At 36.6% G+C, this 25,193-nt stretch carries 17 protein-coding genes, 8 pseudogenes and 1 riboswitch; of the genes and pseudogenes, 4 read left to right on the forward strand and 21 right to left on the reverse strand.

Going from position 1 to position 25,193, the window contains the following annotated elements:
* The first annotated feature begins 202 nt into the window (after window positions 1–202).
* Both H1D32_RS12475 and H1D32_RS12480 read left to right on the forward strand, forming a co-directional pair.
* Window positions 203–759: pseudogene (locus H1D32_RS12475) on the forward strand (tyrosine-type recombinase/integrase).
* A 30-nt stretch (window positions 760–789) separates the two neighbouring features.
* Window positions 790–1,611: pseudogene (locus H1D32_RS12480) on the forward strand (YitT family protein).
* Between the two features lie 65 nt (window positions 1,612–1,676).
* Here H1D32_RS12480 and H1D32_RS12485 read toward each other — a convergent pair.
* From H1D32_RS12485 to H1D32_RS12515, 7 genes and pseudogenes are all read right to left on the reverse strand, one after another.
* A pseudogene (locus H1D32_RS12485) lies at window positions 1,677–2,670 on the reverse strand (ABC transporter substrate-binding protein).
* Window positions 2,667–3,419, reverse strand: a pseudogene (locus tag H1D32_RS12490) (ABC transporter permease). The pseudogenes H1D32_RS12485 and H1D32_RS12490 overlap by 4 nt, the downstream one beginning before the upstream one ends.
* Window positions 3,416–4,180, reverse strand: coding sequence for an ABC transporter ATP-binding protein (locus H1D32_RS12495; RefSeq protein WP_261178636.1), 765 nt, complete (start codon window positions 4,178–4,180; stop codon window positions 3,416–3,418). The pseudogene H1D32_RS12490 and the gene H1D32_RS12495 overlap by 4 nt, the downstream one beginning before the upstream one ends.
* Window positions 4,173–4,844 (reverse strand): annotated as a pseudogene (tenA, locus tag H1D32_RS12500) (thiaminase II). Before tenA ends, H1D32_RS12495 begins: the two are co-directional and overlap by 8 nt.
* 2 nt (window positions 4,845–4,846) lie before the next feature.
* Window positions 4,847–6,133, reverse strand: coding sequence for an acetylornithine deacetylase (locus H1D32_RS12505; RefSeq protein WP_261178777.1), 1,287 nt, complete (start codon window positions 6,131–6,133; stop codon window positions 4,847–4,849).
* Window positions 6,134–6,253: 120 nt separating this feature from the next.
* Window positions 6,254–6,355, reverse strand: a riboswitch (TPP riboswitch).
* 195 nt (window positions 6,356–6,550) lie between these two features.
* Window positions 6,551–6,916, reverse strand: coding sequence for a hypothetical protein (locus H1D32_RS12510; protein WP_261178637.1), 366 nt, complete (start codon window positions 6,914–6,916; stop codon window positions 6,551–6,553).
* A gap of 348 nt (window positions 6,917–7,264) precedes the next feature.
* A pseudogene (locus H1D32_RS12515) lies at window positions 7,265–8,242 on the reverse strand (aldo/keto reductase).
* 543 nt (window positions 8,243–8,785) lie between these two features.
* Here H1D32_RS12515 and H1D32_RS12520 point away from each other — a divergent pair.
* Entirely contained in the window at window positions 8,786–9,289 is a 504-nt protein-coding gene (locus H1D32_RS12520) for a VanW family protein (protein ID WP_261178638.1), read from the forward strand.
* 52 nt (window positions 9,290–9,341) lie between these two features.
* On the opposite strand, the gene H1D32_RS12525 is transcribed toward H1D32_RS12520, so the two are convergent.
* From H1D32_RS12525 to H1D32_RS12535, 3 genes are all read right to left on the reverse strand, one after another.
* Entirely contained in the window at window positions 9,342–10,103 is a 762-nt protein-coding gene (locus H1D32_RS12525) for a protein NO VEIN domain-containing protein (RefSeq protein ID WP_261178639.1), read from the reverse strand.
* Between the two features lie 51 nt (window positions 10,104–10,154).
* Window positions 10,155–11,282, reverse strand: a complete 1,128-nt coding sequence (locus H1D32_RS12530; protein WP_261178640.1) for a DNA adenine methylase — start codon at window positions 11,280–11,282, stop codon at window positions 10,155–10,157.
* Window positions 11,283–11,421: 139 nt separating this feature from the next.
* Window positions 11,422–12,558: a S8 family peptidase gene (locus H1D32_RS12535; protein WP_261178641.1), complete on the reverse strand. Its 1,137-nt coding sequence runs from the start codon at window positions 12,556–12,558 to the stop codon at window positions 11,422–11,424.
* Between the two features lie 548 nt (window positions 12,559–13,106).
* Here H1D32_RS12535 and H1D32_RS12540 point away from each other — a divergent pair.
* Window positions 13,107–13,958 carry a helix-turn-helix domain-containing protein gene (locus H1D32_RS12540; protein WP_261178642.1) on the forward strand — a complete coding sequence of 284 codons (852 nt, stop codon included), beginning with the start codon at window positions 13,107–13,109 and terminating at the stop codon, window positions 13,956–13,958.
* Between the two features lie 41 nt (window positions 13,959–13,999).
* Here H1D32_RS12540 and eutH read toward each other — a convergent pair whose 3' ends face one another.
* The 11 genes and pseudogenes from eutH to H1D32_RS12600 all read right to left on the reverse strand — a co-directional run bounded on the left by eutH (window position 14,000) and on the right by H1D32_RS12600 (window position 25,033).
* Window positions 14,000–15,121: an ethanolamine utilization protein EutH gene (gene eutH, locus H1D32_RS12545; protein WP_261178643.1), complete on the reverse strand. Its 1,122-nt coding sequence runs from the start codon at window positions 15,119–15,121 to the stop codon at window positions 14,000–14,002.
* Between the two features lie 127 nt (window positions 15,122–15,248).
* Window positions 15,249–15,674, reverse strand: coding sequence for an OsmC family protein (locus H1D32_RS12550; RefSeq protein WP_261178644.1), 426 nt, complete (start codon window positions 15,672–15,674; stop codon window positions 15,249–15,251).
* A 291-nt stretch (window positions 15,675–15,965) separates the two neighbouring features.
* Window positions 15,966–16,807, reverse strand: a pseudogene (speD, locus tag H1D32_RS12555) (adenosylmethionine decarboxylase).
* Between the two features lie 360 nt (window positions 16,808–17,167).
* Window positions 17,168–17,449, reverse strand: coding sequence for a DUF6509 family protein (locus H1D32_RS12560; protein ID WP_261178645.1), 282 nt, complete (start codon window positions 17,447–17,449; stop codon window positions 17,168–17,170).
* A gap of 246 nt (window positions 17,450–17,695) precedes the next feature.
* Window positions 17,696–18,493 (reverse strand): TerC family protein, encoded by a 798-nt coding sequence (locus H1D32_RS12565; protein ID WP_261178646.1) that lies wholly within the window; start codon window positions 18,491–18,493, stop codon window positions 17,696–17,698.
* A 283-nt stretch (window positions 18,494–18,776) separates the two neighbouring features.
* Window positions 18,777–19,373 (reverse strand): hypothetical protein, encoded by a 597-nt coding sequence (locus tag H1D32_RS12570; RefSeq protein ID WP_261178647.1) that lies wholly within the window; start codon window positions 19,371–19,373, stop codon window positions 18,777–18,779.
* A 178-nt stretch (window positions 19,374–19,551) separates the two neighbouring features.
* Window positions 19,552–19,851 carry a thioredoxin family protein gene (locus H1D32_RS12575; protein ID WP_261178648.1) on the reverse strand — a complete coding sequence of 100 codons (300 nt, stop codon included), beginning with the start codon at window positions 19,849–19,851 and terminating at the stop codon, window positions 19,552–19,554.
* Window positions 19,852–20,228: 377 nt separating this feature from the next.
* The gene (locus tag H1D32_RS12580; protein ID WP_261178650.1) at window positions 20,229–21,143 is read right to left on the reverse strand and encodes a TIGR01777 family oxidoreductase; all 915 of its coding nucleotides are present in this window, start codon (window positions 21,141–21,143) and stop codon (window positions 20,229–20,231) included.
* A gap of 383 nt (window positions 21,144–21,526) precedes the next feature.
* Window positions 21,527–21,882 (reverse strand): annotated as a pseudogene (locus H1D32_RS25420) (YisL family protein).
* A 406-nt stretch (window positions 21,883–22,288) separates the two neighbouring features.
* Entirely contained in the window at window positions 22,289–23,641 is a 1,353-nt protein-coding gene (locus H1D32_RS12595) for a TldD/PmbA family protein (protein ID WP_261178652.1), read from the reverse strand.
* A gap of 3 nt (window positions 23,642–23,644) precedes the next feature.
* Entirely contained in the window at window positions 23,645–25,033 is a 1,389-nt protein-coding gene (locus H1D32_RS12600; RefSeq protein WP_261178653.1) for a TldD/PmbA family protein, read from the reverse strand.
* Window positions 25,034–25,193: the final 160 nt, after the last annotated feature.

Genomic DNA, 25,193 nt, shown 5'->3' on the forward strand with positions numbered 1-25,193 from the left:
AAAGATATGTTATTTTACTTCATAGGTTGTCAGGGTGATTTTTTAATAAGTTCCTATCTAAGTGATGGGGTTCTGTGGTTTTTTTTCGTGGTGTTGATGTGGTTTTTTGAGTCCTTTAATTATAACATATATTCAGAATATACGTTACTTATAACTATGTTATACTAATGTTAAGTAACATAATAAGTAGGTGATTGATAAAATGGAATTTGTTGAAGCTATTAAAAACCGTCAAAAAATTAATGAAATTAAAGAGATTTTATATCACCGTTCAAAACGAGATTACCTTTTATTACGTTAGGTATTAACACAGGGCTGAAAATAAGCGATATATTAAAACTTAAAACTTCTGAAATTTTGGATCCGGATTCTTCTATTCATGAGTTTTTACTATTAGGTAAAAATGAGACAAGTTTGTTTTATTTAAATGACCAAGTCAAAAAAGCAATTCAGGTGTATATGGAGACCGTTCCTTCCCTGTCTCAGGAAGATTATTTATTTAAATCAAAAAAAGGTGAAAATCCTATTACACGACAACAAGCGTATCGGATCATTAATTCCGTGGCAAAAGAAGTTGGGATTGAAACAAAAATCGGGACACATACTTTACGTAAAACGTTTGGGTATCATGCCTACCGTGGAGGGGTTGCCGTTTCCTTACTGCAAAAAATCTTTCATCACTCCTCCAAAGGTGAGACGATGAAATACATAGGGATCGAAAAAGATACTGAGCCTGCAAGAATAGATGTGAATTTATAAATGGTGGTGTACATATGAGGATATTACTTAATTACTGCCCTACTTACAATCGGATCAATTATCGTAGCGATTGGACTAGAATTAATTCTTTCTCCTAACGGTTTAGTTGATGGTGGTGTCACTGCTCTGGCAATTATGGCAAAATCAATATTCAATGTTCCAATTTGGGTTGTATTTATCCTACTAAATATCCCATCGTTACTAATTTCGGGTAAGTTTATGGGAGAAAGTTTGTTGTTAGGACTTTATATGCCAATGTTGTTACGACCATAACGTTAATTTACTTAACTCCATTTCCTGCGATTACATCATCAGAAGTTTTAATTGTTCTGTACGGTGGGCTATTGCTCGGATTAGGGATTGGATTAGTTGTAAAAGCTGGCGGAGCAATTGACGGGTCTGAAATGATTGCTACCTGGATAAACAAAAATATGGGATCCCGATTAGTAATTTTTATTAGGGATTAATGCAATCATATTATCTATGGCAGCAGTCGTTTTTTCTTTAGAAAAGCGATGTTTTCAGTCGCCATCTTTTTTATTGTTACGAAGGTGATTGATTTATATTGGACGGTATTAATCAAGGGAAATCAGTGGTGATCATTTCTAGTAAACCTGAGGAAATCGGGCAAAACCTCATTGAAGAACTAGGCATATCGATTACATACCTAAATGGAACCGGTGGTTATACAGGCGAACCTGTGCAACTGATTTATTGTATAACTGATCGGATGATGTACCCAAAGCTTAAGAAATTGTTTTAACGCTTGACCCTTCGGCTATTTTAGAAGCATCCTACGTGACAGAAACGACTGGTGTTGAAAAAAACTCATTACTCTGTTCAAACAAATAAATAGTGAAAAGTCACTTTGAACTTCACATGAAGCTATCAAGTGACTTTTCTTTTCGATTCTTATATTATTCTACGATATTAACAAAAATCTCCTCTAAAGCAGGCTCTTTGTAATTAAGTTAAAATTGAGCATCCACTCAATGGTTTCTTCCCAAGAAGAGGCTTCTTGACTACCGAAACCAGCTGCCGACTCCATTTTAGGTAAAAGGATTTCAAGGCTTTGCTTTTCTACTTCTTCCACTAGTGGGAAGTTAGCTTTATCTTGGTGGCTTAATAAAATCGATAGGGCTTCATCTGGGTTTGCTTTCATGAATTCATAGCCTTTTGTAGCTGCACGCCAGAAGGCTTTAATATCCTTTTGGCGCTCATTCCATGTCTTATCGTTTGTTACTACTACTAGCTCATAGAAACTAGGAACGCCGTAATCAACAGGGTTAAAGTATCGTGTCTCATAGCCCTTATGCTTTAAAACAGGAACTTCATGGTTGATATAAGCTCCAATCACCCCGTCAACGCGACCAGTTGTCAGTGATGTACCTAATTCAAAACCAACATCAATCATTGTGACGTTGTCAGGGTTTCCACCATCGGTTTTAATCATTGTCTTTAATAACGCTTCATTTAAGGAATTCCAGGAAAGCCAATTGTTTTTCCTTCAAGATCCTTTGGTGTTTGAACGGTACTTTCTTCAAGAAAAACTACATGGTTTAAAGGTGAGCGAACAATCGCTCCCACAGCTTTCACTGGGACATCTTGGTTTGCACGGGCGATGACAACATCTGGCTGATAAGAAATTCCTAATGTAATTTGACCTGCTGCTGCAAGATTAATAGGATCCGTTGGGTTTGCTGGAAATTGAATATTTAGCTTTATTCCCTCTTCTTCAAAATAGCCTTTTTCCATTGCTACATACAAATAGCTATGTACTGCATTTGGATACCAATCTAACATTAAATCAACCTCAGCTAATTGATCTTTTCCAGTTGTTGCTTTCTGACCACATGCCATAAGTACAAACGTTAATAATAAAGCCATGAATAACAAAGAATATTTTTTCACCCTGTTTTCCTCCAGTGTAAGGTCATTTTTCTAGTAAAACGACGGCTAAAAATAGGCCGATTCCAATAGCTGATAATAAGACAATTGGTGCAAATACACCTGCGCCATCAAATTGAGTCATCATTCGTCGACTAAAATAGCCAAGACCACTTTGAGCGCCTAACCATTCGCCAATGGCTGAGCCTATCACGCTTAAGGTAACGGCGACTTTTAATCCGGAATAAAAGAACGGTAAAGCAGTAGGAACATTTAACTTAAAAAAGATATCTTTTTTACTAGCTCCCATCGTAAGCATTAAATCTCTCAGTTCTTTGTTACTTGAGCGAAGTCCATCGAACGTACTAACGGTAATCGGAAAAAAACGTGATAATTAGTGTTACCGCCACTTTACTCCATATTGAATATCCAAACCAAAGAACAAAAATTGGTGCTAAGGCAATAATCGGAATCGTTTGTGAAGCGACAATAATAGGATAAAATGCTTTCTCTGCTGTTTTATTTACGTTCATCCAGACGGCAATTCCTATACCTAATAGGATCGATAAGGCGAGACCAACAATAATAATCGAGAGTGTTGCAGGTAAATGAACTAAAAATAATACGCCTCTGAGTTCCCACAGCTTAACGATCACCTGGATTGGTGTTGGTAATATAAACGCCAAATCAACAATAATCCCCACTACCTGCCAAATGATCAAGAAGAAAAAACTAATAGGAATGGGTGCAACTGTTTGATTAACATGCTTCATAGTGTCACCTTTGCTCGCAGTTGTTCAATGAGTCTTTCTTTCACTTCAATAACAGCAGGAGCATGAATATCACGAATTGTCCGTGGACGACCGAGAGGGACGCTCACTTCCACAAAATTTGTTACTGGTTGTTCAGTAAAGATAAAAATACGATCTGATAAAAACAATGCTTCGTCAACATCATGAGTAATAAATAAAATTGATAGCTTCCACGTTTCCCATTGAGTCAGTAACCATTCTTGCATCGATAGTCTTGTAATCGCATCTAAGGCACTAAATGGTTCATCTAACAGTAAAACGTTAGATCCGCTTAAGACAGTTCGTAAGAAGGATATTCTTTGTTTCATCCCTCCGGATAACTCACTTGGATACAAGTGTTCAACTCCATTTAAACCGAACTGTTCTAACAGGGTTACTACCCTTTGACTAGCTTCTTGTTTTTTTACCCCTTGGATTTCTAGAGGTAACGAGGCATTTTCAAGGACCGTTCGCCAAGGCATCAGTAAATCTTGTTGTGGCATATATCCAACCTGGCCTAAGCGACTTTTGTGTGTTTGGCCATTAATAAAAATGTCTCCCTGTTTTGCTTCTTCAAGACCAGTAATTAATTTGAAGATCGTACTTTTTCCAGAGCCACTAGGACCGATAATGCTAACAAATTCGCCTTCGTCGATATGAAAGTTTAATTTACTCAAAAGCGTTTTTTGGCCATTTTCATAGGCAAATGATACATCTTCAAACTTTAACGAACACTTAGTCATTTGTTGGCCACATCGCTTGATGATAAGCCATATCCCAAAACATATATTCAAATCTTGTAGTGTTCAGGAAGACTTCCTCTAATCTCTTTAAGTCTTTTTCTGGAAGGCCAGTTGTGAGATCATCGAGGAGTTCGATACACCAAATCGCAAGTTGACCAAATTCGTCAGAACTATACATTTTAATCCACTCACCATATAACTCGTGTTCGCTAGCGCCAGGAATTTATTAAGTTCCTTTCCTATCTCCCAGTAGCTCCACATACAAGGTAGTAAGGCTGCAACAAGAGCTGCTAAAGTCCCATTTGCCCTACCTGCAACATATAATGGCTGTAGGCCAGAGTTGTTGGGGAAGGATCCGCATTTTCAAGCTCGGTTCAGTTACTCCGAATTTTTCTGCATATTGGCGGTGTAAGGACATTTCCTCATTTAATGTGGAATCTAACAAACTAGCAAAGCGCCCCATCGTCCGAACGTCGCTCGCTTTGACTGCCCCAAGAGCAAATAATTTGGCGTAATCGATTAAGTATAAATAGTCTTGAATCATGTAGAACCGGAACTTCTCTTTTGGTAGTGTCCCAGCACCCATCTCTTGTACAAATGGGTGAGTGTGATTTGCTTGCCAGATTGGTTGTAGCTCTTGATATAATCGTTCACTAAACTTCATGGTTACACAGCTCCTTCTTTTTTCGTATTGGTCCAGCTATAAATGAATTTCGCTAATACTTTTGTAAATTCGAGCAATTGATCGATTGACACTTGTTCATTCACTGAGTGAGCGTACTGAAGTGTTCCGGGTCCATAAATGACGGTTGGAATTCCCGCATCTCCTAACCAGCCTCCATCAGTTACCGTTGGTGAAACATCAATTTCCGCTTTTTTCCCAGAGACATTTGCGTGAGAGGTAGCTAATAATTGAACAGCTTGATGAGATGGATCAACTTCTAAGGAAGGGAATACCTCACCACGCTCTTCTATCATTGATGTGCCTCCCCAAGTAAAAAAAGGTGCATTTTCCTTTAACCACGGATCACTTTCGGCAACACGTAAAACATGATCTTCAATTTCTTTTGCTACTTGTTCGTAGGTTTCATTTGGATAAAAATGTACGGTAATCCAAAGGCGACATTCATCAGCGATAAACGCTGCATGTCTTCCACCTTCAATGACAGCTGGATTGATAGTGTTTGTTCCAGGTTGGAATCCTGGATAACTTTTGGTGACAGCCCAGTGTCGTTCAAGATCTTGCAAGCCTGAAATGATTTTCATCATTTTTTCAATTGCACTTGCACCGAAAAGGCCACCACCTGCATGAATCATGTTTCGTCTTGTTGCATCATGAAACGTTTGATTACTTTTGATCGTAATCCACCCAGTAATCACACCACCTTGACCTTGAATGTGCAAATCGCTTGTGTCAACAACAACCGCAAAATCAGCTTTGTAACCCTTTTGACAACACTGTAATGTCCCTGCTTCCCCTACCTCTTCACCAATGACAGACTGAAAAATGAGATCACCTGGGAAGGAAATACCAGCTTCTCGTAATAGTTTTACGGCAAATAATGCACCAGCCAAGCCTGCCTTCATATCTGCTGCACCACGACCAATGATAGCACCATCTTTTACATAAGGACTAAAAGGGCTTTTATTCCATGCTTCATCTTCACTTACTTCTGCGACATCAATATGACCATTAATAATTAAGCTGTTATGTGTAGCAGAATTCGTACCTTTTAATGTCCCTACTACATTTGGGTCATTAGGATAGACATCCCACATATCGATGTCAAAGTCGATCTCTTTTAAAAAGTCGGCAATGAATTCCTGAGCCTCCTTCGTATTTCGTGCTGGTGGTGCCGGCGTTTTAAATGAAATTAGTGTTTTTGTTAACTCAATTAGTTCGTGTTTGCGTACATCAATCTGCTCTAATACAAGATTAAGCTTTTCTGGCATTTCATCAGTCCTTTCGGAAATCATGTAAAACAAAAAGAAAATAGCCAACAAAAACCACTTCCAATAAAGAAGTGGTTTAGATAGACAATCATAATTAGGCAAAAATAAGCTCGCCAACTATATGTATCCGCACTTCTTCCCTCCGCTAGTATGACCTAGATCAGGTTTTAAGGGTTAAGACATCAGTCTCTCTCAGCTATAAAAGCACCCCTAGAGTGGTAATTATGTAGTTTTGAAGAATTAGTAACTATTACTATTTATTTCTATCATACTTGAGATCTTTTTTCAATAAAGTTTTTCAACTGCATTACCTTAACCGAGTGATATCAATCTATATGTAGTGCGAAAATAATATATTAGGAAGTTCATTAATCAAAATATGTGACTAGAATTTCCTAGTCACATACCCCGATTCCCCTATTCTTTTGTACTACTATTACGATTTAAACGACGTTGAAAGTAGATGAAAATTGGAAGTGGAATGATAATCCAGCCAAAGCTTTTTACTAAATTATTTTTTGCGCGTTCAATTTCATTTTCTTTCTGTGAGTTCACCATCATATCATAACTGATTCGTAATTCTTCTTCGGTTAACTTTTCAGCTGGTTGCTCTGGAGACTTTTCAAACCCAGGTCCTCCAAACCGCTTGTATTCTTCAAATGATTGATAATAAGGTGTTGGGGCAACGATATCAGCCACTGCCATAAAAGCGGCAACACTTCCACCTATAGTCATCATTAAGGTAGCAAATAACACTAGATAAATATAAACATTTTTAATCATGTCTTCTCCCCCTCTTTCTGAGTTTCCTTTCATCCCTGCCGCAGTAAGTAAAAAAATGAATGCAATAATAAAAATAGGTAGTAACAAAATAGAAAACAAACTCCCTCACTCCTTCTACCGTTTGATTTTCTGAAATTGGCTACGTAAATCGGCATCCCCCCGATCTTGCAGTTGGTGACATTTACTCCTATGACGGAAAAAAGAAAACCTATAGAATAAATGCATGTGAAATTGTCGTGAGAGACATCAGATAATTACATATTATACTTCTATTTTAAAATATAGTCGTCTTTATCCGAGTTTAGTTACAAAAAACACACTAAATTTTAGTGTGTTTAAAATCTTTCTTTAAGGCATTAGCTCGCCACGAGACGCGACATAAAGGGAGTACCACTCTATCTTGTCATGAGTTCTGCTTGCATTGCTGCATCTTTACATTTTTTAATCCGATCTTCGTTTGAGGTGCCGATAACTGGCTGAACCATTGCAGGATGTCGCATGAGCCAACCAAGGACGATGGCTTCTTTTGTTGTTTCTTTTTGAATGGCGAGTTCCTCAACTATCTGTTTTGTTTTTAAGTAAGCTTCTGTCGGATTCTCCTTTTCGCGTCCTGTATAAATTCCTTTGGCTAATGCTCCCCAAGCTTGGACTTGAATATTTTCTAAGCAGCAATGTTCAATTATCCCCTCAGAAAAGTTAAATTGTGTGCCGGATTTTTGATTCACTAATACCCCTGACTCAAGCCAATCAAGTTTATGTAAGTTCATTTCAAGCTGATTGACGACAAGTGGACTTGTACAATAACTTTGTAATAGCTTCATTTGGGCAACGTTCATGTTGGAGACACCGAAATGGGTCACTTTCCCTGAATTTTTTAATTGCTCAAACGTTTCGGCAACCTCTTCGGGCTCAATTAACGGATCAGGTCGGTGTAATAATAGGATATCAATCTACTCAAGGCCTAATCTGTCTAAAATTCCTTCTACGGAATTGATAATATGGTCTTTAGAAAAATCGTACCGATTTGGAATTTCCCCTTCTGGAAACCGAATACCACATTTTGATTGAATAACCATTTTTTGCTTTAGTTTTGGATTGCGTCTCAACACTTCACCAAACACTTTTTCTGCTTTGCCGAACGTGTAAATGTCGGCATGATCAAACATGGTAATCCCAATCGAAAGTGCTGCATCAATGGCACGTTCAGCATGTAAAATATCGTTTTCTGATATCGGATTTTGGTTCCAGCCGCCACCTAACCCCATGCAGCCAAAGACAAGTCTGCTAGATGTAATTTGTCGCCTGCTGTAATGGTATAACTTTCATTCACTCATCTCCTATGTTGCTAACCTTAGGACATCATTATACACATTTCTATGATAGATTTCTATTATTAGGAAAACGATAAAGATTTTTCAATTTACATAAAAATTCATGAAAAGCTCTCTTCCTACCCATACTAAAACTAGGAGGAGTTTCTGAATATGAAATATGCTTGTATTGCACTTATTTTGCTTTTGTTCAAACACTCAATGTATCTGACAATGTCTTGATTTCTTTGAAGGGCAAACGATTGCTAGTGTCAATCGTTCTGAATTTCACTCCATACTTGGTAATTCAGTCATAGATGTTGAAAAAGTTGATCAATTTTTAGATAAACTTGATCAGCAAATAAAAAAAGACCCAATTAATGCTTGGATTGATGATTACGGCGGTGTTGTTGATGAGCAACTAGGTCATAAACTTGATCGCCAAACATTCTTAAATGACTTTTACACCTACTTTTATAGCAAAGGATCAACAAAAATTTCTGTTCCGACCATTCCTATTTATCCTAAGGTTGATAGTGAATTACTTGCAAATATTCGTGTGAAACAAATTGGTCAGTACATAACCTATTTTAATCAGCGAAGGAAAGGAAGGGTTCAAAATATCAAACTGGCTTCTGAAGCTATTAACAATCATGTTGTTTTTCCAGGAGAGGTCTTTTCTTTTAATCAGGTTGTAGGGCAAAGAACGTTTGAGAAAGGCTATTTACCTGCTCCGGTTATTATTAAGGGGAGAGTTTATCGAGACTTTGGTGGTGGAATTTGCCAAGTATCCTCTACTTTGTTCAATGCTGTTGACCGTGCAGGAGTACAAATCGTACAACGTTATTCCCACAGTAAACGTGTTCCTTATGTACCGCCAGGACGGGATGCACAAGTAAGTTGGTACGGTGCTGATTTTTCTTTTAAAAATATCCATAATCAACCACTCTTAATTCGAGCAAAAGTTTATGGGGGCTCACTCCTCATTACAATTCATTCCTCAGACGTAATCAATTTCAAATCTAGGAATGTACCCAATGCACCAATCGAAAGTCCTTTATAATATCTCTAAAAGTAAGTAAGGTAGCCACAAGAGTGGCTACCGCTTTTTTTGCTTATTCATTTAGGGTAACCTTGAATGCAATTGCTTGTAACGTTACTTGATTAAGGAAATCTTTTCCGTTTAAACGATAAATGTCGCCTTTTCCCGATGCTTCTTGGAAATTATATACTCGAACGATTTCTGCTTCTTCTTTATATACTTCGATAAATGCCTTTTCATTTTCAGATAGGTAAAATGGCGTATTCTTTGGTCCTGTCGTTGTTTTGACTTCAAGAAACTTCGGGTTACCATTTGCATCATAAGAAAGAATGTCGTAGCCAGCGCCGTCCCCTTCTTCGAGAGATACATGAATAACCTTTTCAGCCAATTCAGTATTCAAACTATCTTTTTCATGTTGAAGAACAAACACTTCACCTTTTAAGCCAATGCTTTTATTTCTAGCATTAATCTCGTCAAAATTTAGTTTTCGGGCTCGAAACTTCCTCTTCTTTTCTTTTCGTTTTTGAATTTCTTGTTGTTGTTTTTCTTCATAAGGGAAATTCATGACAGTTTTAGATCGTAAAAATCCATTTTTTCCTTTTCGCTCATACTCACAATATTTTAGTAGGTCATTATGATCCCGGTGGGAAACCATATTCCGCACCTTTTGTTCAAATTTTGTATCGTTTCTATTTTGATTTATTTCTAAATCATTTCCACTTGGGTTCATTTCCTCCATTAGTGCTTCTTTCAGCTCAGTAGTCGACATCTCTCCTACTTCCTCTAACATTTTAATGGCCACTGAAAGGATTTCTTTTTCACTGAAGTTACTCAATTCAATTCCCCCTTCGTAAAAAAACTTCACGCAACAATGACTAATTAGTAATTAGTAATTAGTAATTAAAATATGTTCGACCTTTTTATCATTTCGATCCATGAAGCTTACACTATATGCCTTGTCAAAGCCGATAATATTAATTCCTGGTTTGTTATAGAGCTGATAGATAAAATCAGTATTTTTTATGATCAGCATAAAACGACAGTTGCATTTCGTAAGTAAGTAATTCGCTAGGCGCTCTTGGTCATTACTTGCGAAAGCATTTCCTGCATACGTTGAGAAATCGCTATCGTATGGTGGATCTAAAAAGATGAAATCATGTTCATCGATACTAATATTCTCAAAGAACTGTTCAAAATCTAAATTAAATAGGCTTGTCCGATCTAAAATCTCTTGTAGGCCAGAATTCCAAAGGTATTCGATTTTATTTATGAAGGCTTTGCTATTATAGGATGCACCACCATAGGGAACATTAAAGCCTCCACTTTTGTTATAACGAAACATGGATGAGTAACAAAATTCCCTTAGGTAGAAAAATAAAGCGATGTGCAATTCATGGCTAATCTGATATGTCGCTCTTTCATTATATAAATGACGATAATACGTATAAACGCTAGCACGAATACTCGCTTCTAGGTTTTTTTGATAATCCTCTTCAGGCAAATCACCTTTCTTTTGTTCGTTATTCCTTGTATTGTTGAATTTAGAAAGTATTGATTTTTTCAGCTCTGTGATTAAGACTTCTCGATCAATCCCTAATGTAGCGGGAATGGCAAGCTCAATTTCTGTTCGGGTTCGGTCCACCAATTGATCGAGTTCTATTTTTAAGTCTTCTTTTGTGATTTCATCGCTTTTGTAACGTCGATATAGTTCTCTTAATTCGTTGTAATGATGGTCTGAATAGGTTCCGATATAGCACCATAAATCCCAAATGTCTAATAAATATTGTTTAAAATTCTGATTATGCTCTTTAATTAATTTATATAAGGAGATTAATTCAGTTGAGAAGTCATTCGCAAATGCTTTTTTATATTGTTCTTTTTTTAATGATAAGAGGCAAGCGCCTCCTCCTAAAAAAGGTTCGATATAATTATTGATGGTTAGAGGCATGTACTTATGAATGATTTCTAGCTCAGTTGTTTTCCCTCCTGGCCACTTAACAAACGGTTTTACCAAAATAGTTTTCCTCCTGCTACTACTAAACTTTGTTCCTATTATAGCATTTTACTATAAAAGATCGGTAGTTGTATCTATTTTTGCTAAAGCGAAAAAGGATGAGCTTCCCATCGAAATGGGAAAACTCATCCTTTTACATTTAATATTGTATAGCAGTTGCTGCTTGCACTAAGCCATAGCCGTATTGACTAGACAGTCCAAGGTTCTTTGATGTCTGTTGTAGAAGTTGTCGTAATTGTACATTTGTTAAGTTTGGTTTCGCCTCCCAAATAAGCGCTGCAACCCCAGCAACATGTGGTGATGCCATTGATGTTCCATTGTAAGAAGCGTAGCTATTGTTTGGAGTAGTACTTAGGATGCTTACACCTGGTGCCGATAGTTCAACAGCTGGACCAGTACTAGAGAAACTAGCGCGTCTTTCGTTTTGATCAATAGCAGCTACTGCTATAACCGAATTATATTTTGCAGGATAGCCAACGCTATCGTTACGTCCACCGCTGTTACCGCTATTACCAGCTGCTGCAACTACTAGAATACCTTCCGCGTAAGCAAGATTACAAAATTGTTCTAAAATTGAAGAGCTTGACGATCCGCCTAAACTCATATTAATAATATCCATGCCATTTTGGATTGACCATTCAATCCCTTTGGCAATTCCTTCATATGAGCCACTTCCACTATTATTTAATACTTTCACGGCATATAAATCTGCATTCTTGGCAACACCAACGACACCAAAATCATTGTCAACAGCGGCTACTGTTCCAGCGACATGTGTTCCATGGCCACTACCGTCATAATATGGATCGCTGTTGGCTGAGTCCGTAAATACAGAAAAACCGCCTTTTACATTGGCATTTAAATCTGGATGACTTCTGTCGATACCTGTATCTAGAATGGCAACCTTCAGTCCATTTCCAGTATATCCAAGATTATTTGCTTCTGGGGTTTGAACCTTTGGAACACCCCAAGGAATGGTTTGCCCAAGTGCTTGAACTGCTGCATTTTTTTCTACACCTTTGATCTTGGGATGATTTGCTAACCCTTTTGCTTGTTGCTCAGTTAGTTTTAATGAGACGACTGAAAGAAGTGTAAAAGTGTGTAAAACTTCATTATTACTTACGCCAAATGCTTTAAGTATACCTCTTTCAACATTCCCATCAAATTGAACTAAGTATTCGTCTGTAGTTGCATCGTTTGCAAAAATCGTTGCTGAAGGGAACATCATTCCAAACAACAAAACCATCGCAAACAATACGGACAATAACTTTTTCATCTTATGACCTCCTGTGTTATGTTTTGGTGTTACAACCTTATTGTAATTCGAATATTTCAAAAATTAAAAATTCGTTTCGCCTGTTAATAGGAGCTATTTTGCTAAATTAAGAGGATTAAACAATAAATAAAAGTAATATCGTACAAAACGATAACTATAGTTATTACAGGACAAAAATGAAAAAAGCAAAGTAGCATTAGCTACCTTGCTTTTCTTGAAACGTTAAGTATTTATACTTCATGAGGCAAGTCTGTTGGTGTAACATCATTTGCTGCAAAAGTCGTAAGTGCTGCTCCTGTAAATAACAAATTTAAAGCAAAAAAACAAAATAGGACTTTTTTCATAGGGATCACCTGCCTGTTTAAGTATTGGTTTTTCTGTTATTATACTATCAACCGCAAGTTTTTAAATTTTAAAAATATTCATTTAAGTTAATATTGCCCATAATAAACCGAGGAATCTTCTATTATCATGACAGGATGAAACTAAAAATAACTATAGTTATCGGAGGTCAAAATGAACTTAAAAGAATTTAGTAACGAACTCGCTTGGTTAAGAACGAAAAAAGGCTTATCTCAAAAGAGTTAGCCAAAGGAATTTGTACTCAACCTGCCATTAGTAAAATTGAAAAAGGTGAAGTTTGTCCGCAACTAGATACCTTATATATGCTCGCTTTAAAATTGAAGGTGCCTCTTTCGTATTTTATTAATATTTTACTTTTTGAAAATAAGGATTACATTGATCAAACTGTTACTTACATTGAGGAACTAACTTCACGCCACCAATACCAAGAAGCGTATCACTTAGTGAAGGCGGAACTAAAAACGAAAAACCAAGATCCTTGGTTTCACTCTTACTTGACTTGGCAACAATACTATAATGGCTATCAATTAAACTATTATCATGCCGATGAATGTTTAGATGATTTAAAGAAATTGTTAAAAAATCAAACGATTATTATGGAACGATTTCTAGATTTGAAGATCATTAATACGATTGGAACCATCTATTCTAATCTAGGAAAATATAAAGAGAGTTTGTTTTATTATGAAAAAATACTCAGTAATTATAATGGCAAGTATATAAATCCTATTTTAGAAAGTAAGAACATTTATATATTAAGAGTCATTTACAATAAAGCTAAAACACTATATGATGCTGGTGATTATCAGGTAGCGGTTGAAACGGTTAAAGAGGGAATTCGATTATCAATTAAAAATCATAATATGTCTTTATTAGGCCAGCTTTACTATTATCAAGGACAATGTTATGAAAAAATGACCTACAATCGAGATGAAATTAAACATTCCTACCAGCAATCGCTTTATTTCTTTGAATTACTTGAGAATTATACGTATGTAGAAATTATTAAGAAGCTTAAAAAGGAATTTCTTGAGTAGGTGCATTCGTAGTAAACTAAACCATCTAAGAGGGTTAGTTACTACGCTTCATGAGCATTTTGTAAAACTACTGTTTCTTCAGTTTGAGCTTGTACATTTGGTGTAGTGGCAATGGCTAAAATAATGGCGCTAAAACCACCTACAAATTTACCAATTATCATAGCAAAGACAATGTCTGGTTGTACTCCTGCGACAAAACCTAAGTGACTACCGAAAACGAACGCACCACTAACGGCGAACGCAACATTTATTACTTTCCCTCTTGGTTCCATGTCTTTTAAAATGGTAAACATTGGAATACTGTGGGCTAAAGACGCAACTAGTCCTGTCGTAGACGTTTCGCTTATCCCTACTAAAGAACCCAGTTTTATCAGTGGCTTCTTAAATAATTTCGAAATGAGTGCGACCATCGGGAACGCTCCTGCTAGAAAAATGGCTATCATAGCGACAATTTTCATTCCTTCATCTAAAGGTGTCAGATTTGGAATAATGGTTATGTTGGTGAACGTTTCCACAACAATGGCAATTAATCCGATAAGTGCTAAGATTTCTACCCCTTTTGCAAAAACGGAAAATCCGGATATCATTTTTTCTGGCTTAATCCATAAACCTACGGAAATAAGAATCGAAAAAAGAATTGTTGGAATTAGGTTCAAAAGAATCATCATAATTGGAAGGTTTGCTACAATTCCTCCAACAAAACAACCGAGGGGAACAGTAATCAATCCTAATAGAATGCCTTTAGCAAAATATTTGTGGTCTTCTTTTTCAATAATACCTAAGGCTACCGGAATCGTAAAAACAATTGTTGGCCCCATCATCGTTCCTAAAAACACCCATGCAAACAAAGCCGCCTCAGGAGTATTAGCCATTTCCTCGGCTAAGGCGTAGCCACCCATATCAATCGCCAAAATGGTATTTGCAAATACTGCAGGGTCAGCACCAACTAACCCGTAAACTGGAGCGATCACCGGTGTTAGTATACTTGCGAGCACTGGAGATAAGGAAATAATTCCAACCATTGCTAACGTTAAAGAGCCCATCGTCATAAATCCATCTGTAAATCGGCCAGCAAGACCTAGTTTATTTCCTATGATTTTGTCGATAGCGCCAAGACAAAAACAACCAATCACGATAAAGACGATTACTTCATTAATACTCATTCTTTTTCCCCATTCTAAAAAACTAATTAATCTTCTTTTTACTTTATCATATCAGAAGATAATTTCAGTCAGTTTTCTATAAAAAAACACAAGGAAATTTCGCTACGAAATATCCTTGTGTTTTAGACTAATGAATTGCCTTTCCTTGGGTTCCGTTAATCGAATAACTAACTTCAATCTTGCTATTTAAAGAATGAGATACAGAACAATATTTGTCTTTTGAGAGTTCAATGGCTCGAACGACCTTATCTTCCGGGAGATCTCCTTCAAATGAATAATGAATATGTACAGTCGTGAACTTTTTTGGGTGATCTTCGGCCCTTGTACCTTCGACATCCATATGAAATGCCGTAGGGCTTAGGCGCATTTTTGTTAAGATTGAGATAATGTCAATTCCTGTGCAGCCAGCAACCGCATTCAAAAGTAGTTCCGTTGGTCTTGGTCCTTTATTTTCACCACCAACATCTCCGGATGCATCCATAGTTAGTGAATGACCTGATGGAGTTGTGCTTGAAAAAGCCATGTTTCCTGCCCAAGAAATCGTCGTTTTCAATGATGTTCCCTCCCTTTAATTTCCTTTTAAGTTTTTACTAATATATAGAGTATATGCAACAGCTTGTATATTATAAGTCTTCACGCTTTGCGTGAAGCTTTTGAGAATAAATAAGCCATTGGGACAAATAAATTTGTCCCAAAAAGATTATTTATTCTCAAAAGACGACCTAGTAACAAAGTTTACGAGGACAGCCTCTAAAAAAACGATGGCTCTTTTGCACCACGAGTTGATCAAGAACGAAAAAAACGAGCACACTTTCCATTCTCCAGGGAAAATATGCTCGTTTTCTTATTTTAAGATTGATTCTTTCGACTCAACTAATTCACGATTAATATTCTTACCATAATATAATTCATCCATTTCTAGCTTCAAACGTGCGGTAATCTCTTCCTGCTCTTCAATACTAAGTGTATCTTTTTTATAACCAAAAAGATAATTATTTAGATCAAAGTTCTTTAGTTTACATTTTGTATGGAAGATGTTTTCTTGATAGATGTTCACATCAATCATATCGAACTGATCTTTTACTTCACTAGGAATGTAGTTTGAATTGAGTTGATATCATGATCAATGAATAGCTTGTGCCCATTAATATCTCTCGTGAAACCGCGGACGCGGTAGTCCATCGTCATAATGTCTGTATCAAATGAGTGGATTAGATAGTTTAGTGCTTTTAAAGGTGAGATTTCCCCACATGTTGATACGTCGATATCAGCTCGAAACGTACTGATCCCTTCATCTGGATGGTATTCAGGATAGGTATGAACAGTTATATGACTTTTATCTAAATGAGCAAGAACCGTTTCTGGAAGCGGCCCTGGAGATTCTTTAAAAAAGCCTTGTGGAGCGTTATTTACGGGACCTTCTGAAACTAATATCGTTACACTCGCGCCCTGAGGATCATAATCTTGTTTAGCGATATTCAATACGTGTGCACCAATAATACTCGTAACATCTGTTAGGATCTTTGTTAAACGATCAGCATTATATTGTTCATCTATATATTCTATATAAGCTTCTCGCTCTTCTTTTGTTTTTGTATAACAAATGTCGTACATATTAAAACTTAATGACTTCGTTAGATTATTAAACCCATGTAATTGAATACGCTGTTCTGGCGTTAGTTTCATTTCAAACTCCCCTTTTCTCCGCCTTCAATGTATGATGATGATAGTAACAAGCCATCAATTGCGACAAAGAAGAACCATTTTTATATAAAACATAATTAATTCACCACGCTATTATAACAAAACCACATAAAAAGTGATAATAAAATCTTATAATATACCAATTATATTTTCAAATTAAGTTTATTATCTTCGCAACTACATATAGATTGATAAAGCTCGGTTAAGTGATTAAAAAATTGACTCTAGTATCTACCAATTAAAGTTTATTGTGATGACAACTTTAAAAACCATTTTCCCTAACTCGTCAAGAACCAAACAAATAAGGGTACAACAGTTATCATTGTTGTACCCTCGTGAATGTTACTTAATATGTTGTTGGCAATATTCTTGTAGCAATTGTTCTTCCTCTTCTTCTAAGGCAAGATCAATGTATTTATCGCTTGTTTTTTCATAAATATCATAATGCATCATTCTTGTAGTATTCTCATCAACTGCAACAATTGCTTTTATGTATAATCCATGCTCAGTATATAATTCATCTTCTTCATCAACCTCTACGTGAATAAAAAATTCATAACGCTCTCCGCTAAGGATACCTGTTATATCTTCGACTTTTTCTACTGTATGTTTAATAATGTTCATTTAATTTTCCTTTCTGACTTCATATTTTTCTTATTATGTCTAAGAGCCTAAAGAGTTATTTCTTTAGGCCCTAAATAAGTTTAACGTTATTCAGTATCCCTGCATATAGTTAAATAACTAGATGTTGCAGGAGGTACGGCGATGACGAGAACCTTAAAGATAAAAGCTCTTATCGGTATTTCTATTGCTGTTTATGGTTTTTATAAATTATTACACTTTTTTAAGCAAAATCAACGTGTTCATTGATTAGACTGCACTTGACTGAGCTAATTCCTCTTTTTCCTTTTCTTCTTCACTAACTTCCTTAGATAGGAACCAACCAAGGACTGCAATTAAGACAAGCACTACATAAAACGTAATCTTCCAGGCTTTCATCTCTGCTACGTGCTCAGGTAAAAACGCAACTTCTGGATGTGATAGCGTGTAAACCGCTAACTTTACCCCTACCCAACCAACGATAAGAAAGGCAGCTGTTTCTAATCCAGGCTTACGAGTAAGGAGACCCACAAAATAAGTGGCTGCAAATCGCATGATGACAAGGCCGATAAAACCACCTAGGAAAATAATTAAGAATTTACCGCCATCAAGACCACCAACCATTGGTAAACCGGTATTAGGTAACGTTACTGCGATCGCTACAGCAGCTAAAATAGAATCTACAGCAAAGGCGATATCAGCTAATTCCACCTTAATTACAGTAACCCAAAATCCTGATTTCTTTTTGGCTTCCTTCATTTCCTCAGTTTCGGCTTTATGTCGTACATATTTTCTGATAATAAAGTTTAATGCGATAAAGATTAAGTATGCTGCTCCAATGGCCTGAACTTGCCATACATGGACGAGAAATGAAATAGCAAATAATGATCCGAATCGAAAGACGAAAGCACCTGCTAAGCCATAAAACAATGCTCTTTTTCGCTCTTTTTCAGGGAGATGTTTTACTAAAATCGCTAATACAAGCGCATTATCTGCTGCAAGTATCCCTTCTAAAACAATAAGTACTAATAATACCCAACCATACTCTAATAAAATTGAAACGTCCAAAATAAGTCTCCTCTTCTGCATTGATGTAATGTAAATAAAAAATGACCCATACCATAAAAGTAAGGTCATTAAATAACATCCAATTATGCAAAAGGACAGACCAATACCGTTATGGTAAAGGTCTCGCTAACAACAATTGTTGCCAATAAACCCGGAGGAATTTCCTCGTGATGACGAATTTATTGTACCAGCTACTCCCCTTTAAGGATAACTTTTTATTTGTTCTTATTTTAATAGGAAGTTATTAATCTGTCAATCTACTTGCTAATCTTTTTTTCACTACCTAATAGGTACTTACGTCCTCTTCAAATAATGGAAGGAGATCCTCCAAAAATAACACAACGAAAAGGACTTGCTGGTTTCGCTCATGTCTTAGATGGTTTCGCAATCGTTTATAGTTGGCCATTTCCTCAGGCAATCTTTTATTCTGTTCCCAAAGTTTCTTGGAAACTAGTAAAACTTGGACCGCATTTTTTTCATCGGTTTGACTCAGCTGCATAATTGCAGTCAAATTGTTTTCTACATCACTTTTAAATTGCCAATTTCGATCAGTAATGGCTTCGATAGCAACAATGGTTAACGGAGTAGACATTAATATAACAGCGATTTTCCCATCTGCTTCTCGTTTACCATCATATAAATCATATTCGGCACTGGCGATGTCAGAATCTCTCTTTAAGTGTGCAAAGGTCTCTAATGAGTGATTACTTACAGGTAAATAGAAGGTCTCGCATGTATTAAGGTAAGCTTTCTTTAATAAGTCAAAAAAACGTGTTCGCAACCAACTGTTGCTTGTCGTCAACTCATAAGCTAGATAATCAAAAATCCTCAAATATAAATTAGAGTCATCTAATCCATGATTAAATCTATCAATTACCATTTTTTATTACCCCGTTTCAAAGAAATTTAGACGTAGGCAAAGACTTTTTCTCTATGGTTAATTTTTATGAGGTAAGACAGTGAATAAGTACTGCCTAATTGACTCAAGCAAACAATTGTAGACGTGTTAGCTACTATGAATTCTGCTTACTTTAGGTTTTCTTTCCTTACGAATGGAGCTAGTTGGCGTTCAATGTTTCCAATGAGTGAAATGCGTAAAATTCATGTGCTTTCAGTCCATTAACAAACACAGCCAAATACGGGACACTTTTTATTTGCCATTTCATAGCAAGGTTTCGATTAACATTAATATTTACGGAATAAATCGTAGTATTACTGTATTTTTGATTCCAAATTTCTAACATCTGTTTTGCCAATTTGCACGTTCCGCATAACGGTGTATAACAAAAGTAAATTTTGATGGTATCTTTCTTAGTTAACAAATGCCAATCGATCATTTTTTCTGTCACTTCAACCATTTCTAACACTCCTCTACAAACACATTATAACGAAAGTGGAATAAAGAGAGAAACGAAGTGAATTGCAAAAGATTATCAAGCTCTTGAACCTTTGCGGACTTGGTTCGGAAAACTTTTCAATTTTACGAGTTGCTCCTGTCCGAACATGGCTTGGGTTCGGACTACTTTTCTATTTTACAGCCTGCTCCTTTCCGAACTTTAACCGATCCGTTTACACCACATAACAGTCGTTAGTATGGTGTTCACTCATACAGAATTATAAACGACTTGAAAAGTGTAGATGAGAAATTATGTACATTCTTAAACGGTCAAAAATGTGCACTGTTAGCTTGACATTTACAAAAAAAATAACGAGGAGTTCCCCCCTCGCATACCATTTATGATGAGATTAAGTCTTTTAATGCTACTTCTATATCTGTATATTGAAAAGTAAAACCACTGTCTACTAATTTTTTAGGGACACAATTTCTCCCTGTTAAAGCCAAACTTGGCTCGGTTTGCATGAATAGGTACGCACCTAACCAAACAAATGGCGTGGGTGCCGGTGGTGTCCAGCCTTTTCCCATTACGTTCCGCAACGACTTCATGAATTCTTTATTCGTAATTGGTGTAGGTCCAGTAGCGTTGTAAATACCTGAATAGCTTGTATTTTCGATGGCTTCTAAAAACATGTTGTTTAAGTCATCGATATGTAGCCAGCTTATATATTGTTTTCCTGAACCTACTGTGCCTCCCAGGTTTAAGGAAACCAATTTCTTTAAAGGTTCAAGTGCGCCACCATCCTTGCCTAATGCAAAGCCAATTCGTAATAACACTTGGCGAGGAGTCGTCAATGCTTCTTTAAAGAACTCAGTCTCCCACTGTTTACATACATCTACAGAAAAACCAGACCCAAAAGGAGCATTCTCGTCACATCGCTCGGTTGTGTCACCGAATATCGCTAATGAACCAGCTTGAACGAAAGCTTGCGGAGGTTGCTTACATTGAAGGATTGCCTCTCTTAAGACTCTGACTGAATCTAACCTAGAAGAGACAATCTCTTCTCTATTTTTCTTTGTGTAAATGCAATTGACGCTTTTTCCTGTAAAATTTACAACCGCATAACTCCCGTCAATTTCACTAGCCCAGTCACCTAAGGTTTTTCCATCCCATTGCACATACTTAATTTGACCATCTAATGGAGCTGAATTTCTGGATAAAATGACTACTTGATAACCTTTACCGAGTAAAAAATTTGCCAACGATTTCCCTAAAAAACCAGACCCGCCCGCTAAAACGATTTTTTTCCCCATTACTTCATCCTCCCTTTATTGTTGATAATAGACTTCTTTCGTAAACATGGGTGGTTTATTGACAATAATTCAATAAATAACTCAAATTTCTACGTTTAACAGACCTTTAATAAAGGCTCTTTTCTAAAACATTGCTCCTGCGGTTACTCGTCGCACAAAAAAACTTGTTGCTTTTTAACCTAAAAAAATTGGTAAAATTCCTTAGATGAAGCTATCACCGAATACAATAAGTAAGAAAAGAGCAGTGCTTACTAAATAAGTAGTGATATCTTAGGATTTATGTGTAAAAATCCGGCTTTTGGGATTTTTACGAAAGCAACAAACTTCAGGAAACAGCCTTAATAAAAAAGCAGAACATGATAGGTCCATGTTCTGCTTTTTTGTTAAAAACTGATAACTCGATATCCGATAAGTAAAACGACTGTTAGTACTGAAATACAGAAAACCCAATAAATTGGCTTAAGTGTTCCCTTTTTGGTTTTAACAAGGATCATTTCCATGAAGTAAACTAAAGATAGAGCAAGTAGTCCTTTAACTATGTAGGTACCTGGGAATTGCATTAAAACTAATAAGCCTACCCCTGTCCCAATCATGATTACATAAAAAGCCTTACAACCATGTGGGTAATTTTTGCGCCTTTGGCAACATTTGCTCGATAAAGAAAAAATGTAACAAAGAAAAGAAGAACTAAAACCATCCAAAAAAACGAATGTGGATGATATAAAGCTACGTGTGGCATAAGTGTAAACCTCCAAATTATATTTACTGACTTGTCAATTATAACCTGAAAGGATTGTAACTCCAAAAAATATGCTTAGGGAGATGTGGACCTGTCGTCTAGCAAAAGGAAATATTCACTACCTTCACTTCGGTTGGTGAGTGTTTAGTCATTATATTAGTTTACATAATATGATTACGGGAAACGTATTTAGGAGAAAACTGGTAAAATAGTGATTATCAGAACTAGTTACTTATAGTAAGCTAATACCTACTAAATCACTCTAAGTAATTTCTGCTTCAGTTCCACTATTCTTCCCTCAAGATGTTACTTCTAATTTATGAAACGCATTTTATCAAATAGTGTAAAAAAGCACACCAGGAGCTATACTCAAATGGTGTGCTGATATCTTGTATTATCTTGAAAATTACTCTCCTGCTACTGCTAAACTCTTCACTTTTAATGAAGGTGAGCCAACATATCCTCCCATTGGGAAGCCGAATTTGAGATCATTCGCAATTGCCTCGATTTGATCGAGCATTGTGAAGAAATTTCCAGCAATTGTGATTTGATTTACTGGTCGCTCAATTTTCCCGTTTTTTACAAGGTAGCCGTTGGCAGCTAATGAAAAGTCGCCTGAAATGGGATTTGCGCCAGAGTGTAACCCTTGTAAATCAGTAATAATTAATGCTTCCGTTTCTTTCTGAATTAGCTCCTCATACGAAGTTTTGCCTGCTTTAATAAACATGTTTGAAGGTGCAATAGTTATTGTTCCTTTATAAGAAGCCTTTGTCGCATGGCCTGTCGATTGAACCTGGTCTTTAGTGGCCGACTTTAAATTATGAAGAAATGTTTTTAGAACTCCATCTTCGACAAGGTTTACCTGCTTGGTAGCAACACCTTCACTATCAAAGGAACGACTCATAAAGCCATCTGTCAAAAAGGGATCATCGACAATTGTTACTAATGGATTAGCGACATGAGTATCAAGTTTATTTGCTAATCTTGATTTACCTTTTTGAACTTGATCTGCTGAAAAGGCTTGGCTGAATACTTGCAATAAAGAAGCTGCTGCTGTATTTCGTAAAATAATCGGGTATTCGTTACTAGGGACAGATGAAGCACCTAGGAAACTAACGGCTTCCTCAACCACCTCACTCGCAATTTGAGCTGGATCAAATCGTGAAAAATCCCGGGCTAGTGTTAATCTACTTGCACTCTTAATATCTTCGCCGTCCTTTACAACAACTGAAAGATACGTATAAACGACATTACCTTTTTCATGTTTTTCAAGCCCTTTTGTATTGGATATCAGCCTCTCACTGTCATGTGATTCTAATAAACAATAATTCACACTAGTTACTTTATCACTTAAAGCGAAGCATTCAGTTTCGATTTGTTTAAGGACTGCAATTTTCTCATCAGCAGAAATACCAGCTAGATCTTCAGAAAATAGGCTAACTTCTTCATATTGATCAGATCCAGCAAAAATCATTTCAGAGTCTTCACTATCAATAATGCTTAAATTCTCTTTAGCTTCTGCAAGCATAAAGGGAATAGATTGCTCATCGATTTTTTCAGTATATGCATAACCCATTTTGCCATTGATAATACCGCGAAAAGATACGCCACCTTCAATAGCAATGCTATAACTATCAATTTCTCCTTTAAATATTTTCGTACTGAATTTTCCGTTGCTTTGATAATACAATTCCATATCTGTAAAACCGACCTCTTCTCCTTGTGAAAAAAGGTCATTTTTGAATTTTACAATATCCATCGTTTATTTCCCCTTTCTGCCGCCAACCGTTATTTCACTTACACGAATCATTGGTTGACCAACGTTCGCCGGTATTGAACCACTGACAGATCCGCACATTCCTTGACCATGAGCCAAGTTATTTCCGACCATATCTACCTTTTGTAAAGTTTTAGGGCCATTTCCGATTAATGTCGCACCGCGGACTGGTTCAGCAATTTTTCCATTACGAACGATATACCCTTCGTTAATTGCAAAGTTATAATCACCCGTTGCTGGATTCACGGAGCCACCACCCATATACTTAGCATAAATTCCAAATTCCGTATTGGCGATGATTTCTTCAGGTGAAGACTTTCCAGGGGCAATAAATGTGTTCGTCATTCTTGAAGTCGGAGCGTATTTATAAGATTCCCGACGACTTGAGCCAGTGGACTCTGTACCCATACGCCGAGCTCCTAACTTATCTATCAAATAACCTTTTAATATTCCATTTTCAATTAAAACATTTTTTCGTGTTGCTTCCCCTTCGTCATCGACATTTGCGGAACCCCATTCATTCGCTAGTGTCCCGTCGTCAATGTAAGAGACGATCTCAGGTGCAACTTGCTCCCCTACCCGATCTGCAAAAATGGAATTGTTCTTTGCTACAGAAGTTGCTTCTAGTCCATGCCCACAAGCTTCATGGAAGATAACACCGCCAAATTCATTATCAATAATGACAGGGAATTTCCCGCTAGGGCACTCTTGGGCATTCAGCATCGTAACTGCTATTCTAGCAGCTTCAGAACCATAATGTTTTAAGTCTAGCTGCTCTATAAATTCAAATCCTTTATGGGCCCCTGGTAAGTAAGAACCCGTTTGCATTTCATTACCACGAGCTGCGACTGCTTGAATTGCTAGACGAGTACGTGTTCTTTCATCCTCAACAAATTTTCCTTCTGAATTAGCAATTAAGACACGTTGCTGTTCATCCTTATAAGCAACGGACACTTGAGAAATCAATTCGTGATAATTTTTGGCAATATCATAGACTTCTCTCATCACATTCACTTTTTTTGCTTTAGCAACTTCCCTTGGGTTATGTAGTATTGGATGTTGATTTGTAAACGTTTGACGGTTAAGATTTAAGGTTAAGTCTATTGGCTGACCTTTAATTGCTTTTGCAGCTTCTAGGGCAACGGCAATTAGTTTATCTCGGTTATGCTCGTTCGTATAGGCGTAAACACTGTTTAAACCTTGAAATATACGGATCCCAATGCCATAGTCTCTACCAGAAATACTCGTCTCTACTTTCCCACCAACGAGTGCAATATTCGTATTGAATTTATCCTCTACAAATATCTCCGCAAAATCGCCACCAGTACTAAGCGCAGCTGTTATTAAGTCTTCGATAATTGATTGTTGAAGCATAATTTCCCCTCCTTGTTTAGGTGTATTTTTTACACCATATAATAAGGATAAATGAAAATACAGATTTATGAAACTATTTCGATTATAAAAAAATAATTTAATGAGTTTCATAATCTTTATTTTCGCTACTAAGTAGATTGATATAGCTCGGTTAGGTAAT

It is taken from the genome of Anaerobacillus sp. CMMVII (assembly GCF_025377685.1).
Lineage (GTDB): Bacteria > Bacillota > Bacilli > Bacillales > Anaerobacillaceae > Anaerobacillus.

Bases quoted from the DNA above. Each gene is read 5' to 3' on its own strand.
- H1D32_RS12495 (WP_261178636.1), bottom strand. From the start codon at position 4,180: ATGACTAAGTGTTCGTTAAAGTTTGAAGATGTATCATTTGCCTATGAA.
- H1D32_RS12505 (WP_261178777.1), bottom strand. From the start codon at position 6,133: ATGCCAGAAAAGCTTAATCTTGTATTAGAGCAGATTGATGTACGCAAA.
- H1D32_RS12510 (WP_261178637.1), bottom strand. From the start codon at position 6,916: ATGATTAAAAATGTTTATATTTATCTAGTGTTATTTGCTACCTTAATG.
- H1D32_RS12535 (WP_261178641.1), bottom strand. From the start codon at position 12,558: ATGAAAAAGTTATTGTCCGTATTGTTTGCGATGGTTTTGTTGTTTGGA.
- eutH (WP_261178643.1), bottom strand. From the start codon at position 15,121: ATGAGTATTAATGAAGTAATCGTCTTTATCGTGATTGGTTGTTTTTGT.
- H1D32_RS12560 (WP_261178645.1), bottom strand. From the start codon at position 17,449: ATGAACATTATTAAACATACAGTAGAAAAAGTCGAAGATATAACAGGT.
- H1D32_RS12570 (WP_261178647.1), bottom strand. From the start codon at position 19,373: ATGGTAATTGATAGATTTAATCATGGATTAGATGACTCTAATTTATAT.
- H1D32_RS12575 (WP_261178648.1), bottom strand. From the start codon at position 19,851: ATGGTTGAAGTGACAGAAAAAATGATCGATTGGCATTTGTTAACTAAG.
- H1D32_RS12580 (WP_261178650.1), bottom strand. From the start codon at position 21,143: ATGGGGAAAAAAATCGTTTTAGCGGGCGGGTCTGGTTTTTTAGGGAAA.
- H1D32_RS12595 (WP_261178652.1), bottom strand. From the start codon at position 23,641: ATGGATATTGTAAAATTCAAAAATGACCTTTTTTCACAAGGAGAAGAG.
- H1D32_RS12600 (WP_261178653.1), bottom strand. From the start codon at position 25,033: ATGCTTCAACAATCAATTATCGAAGACTTAATAACAGCTGCGCTTAGT.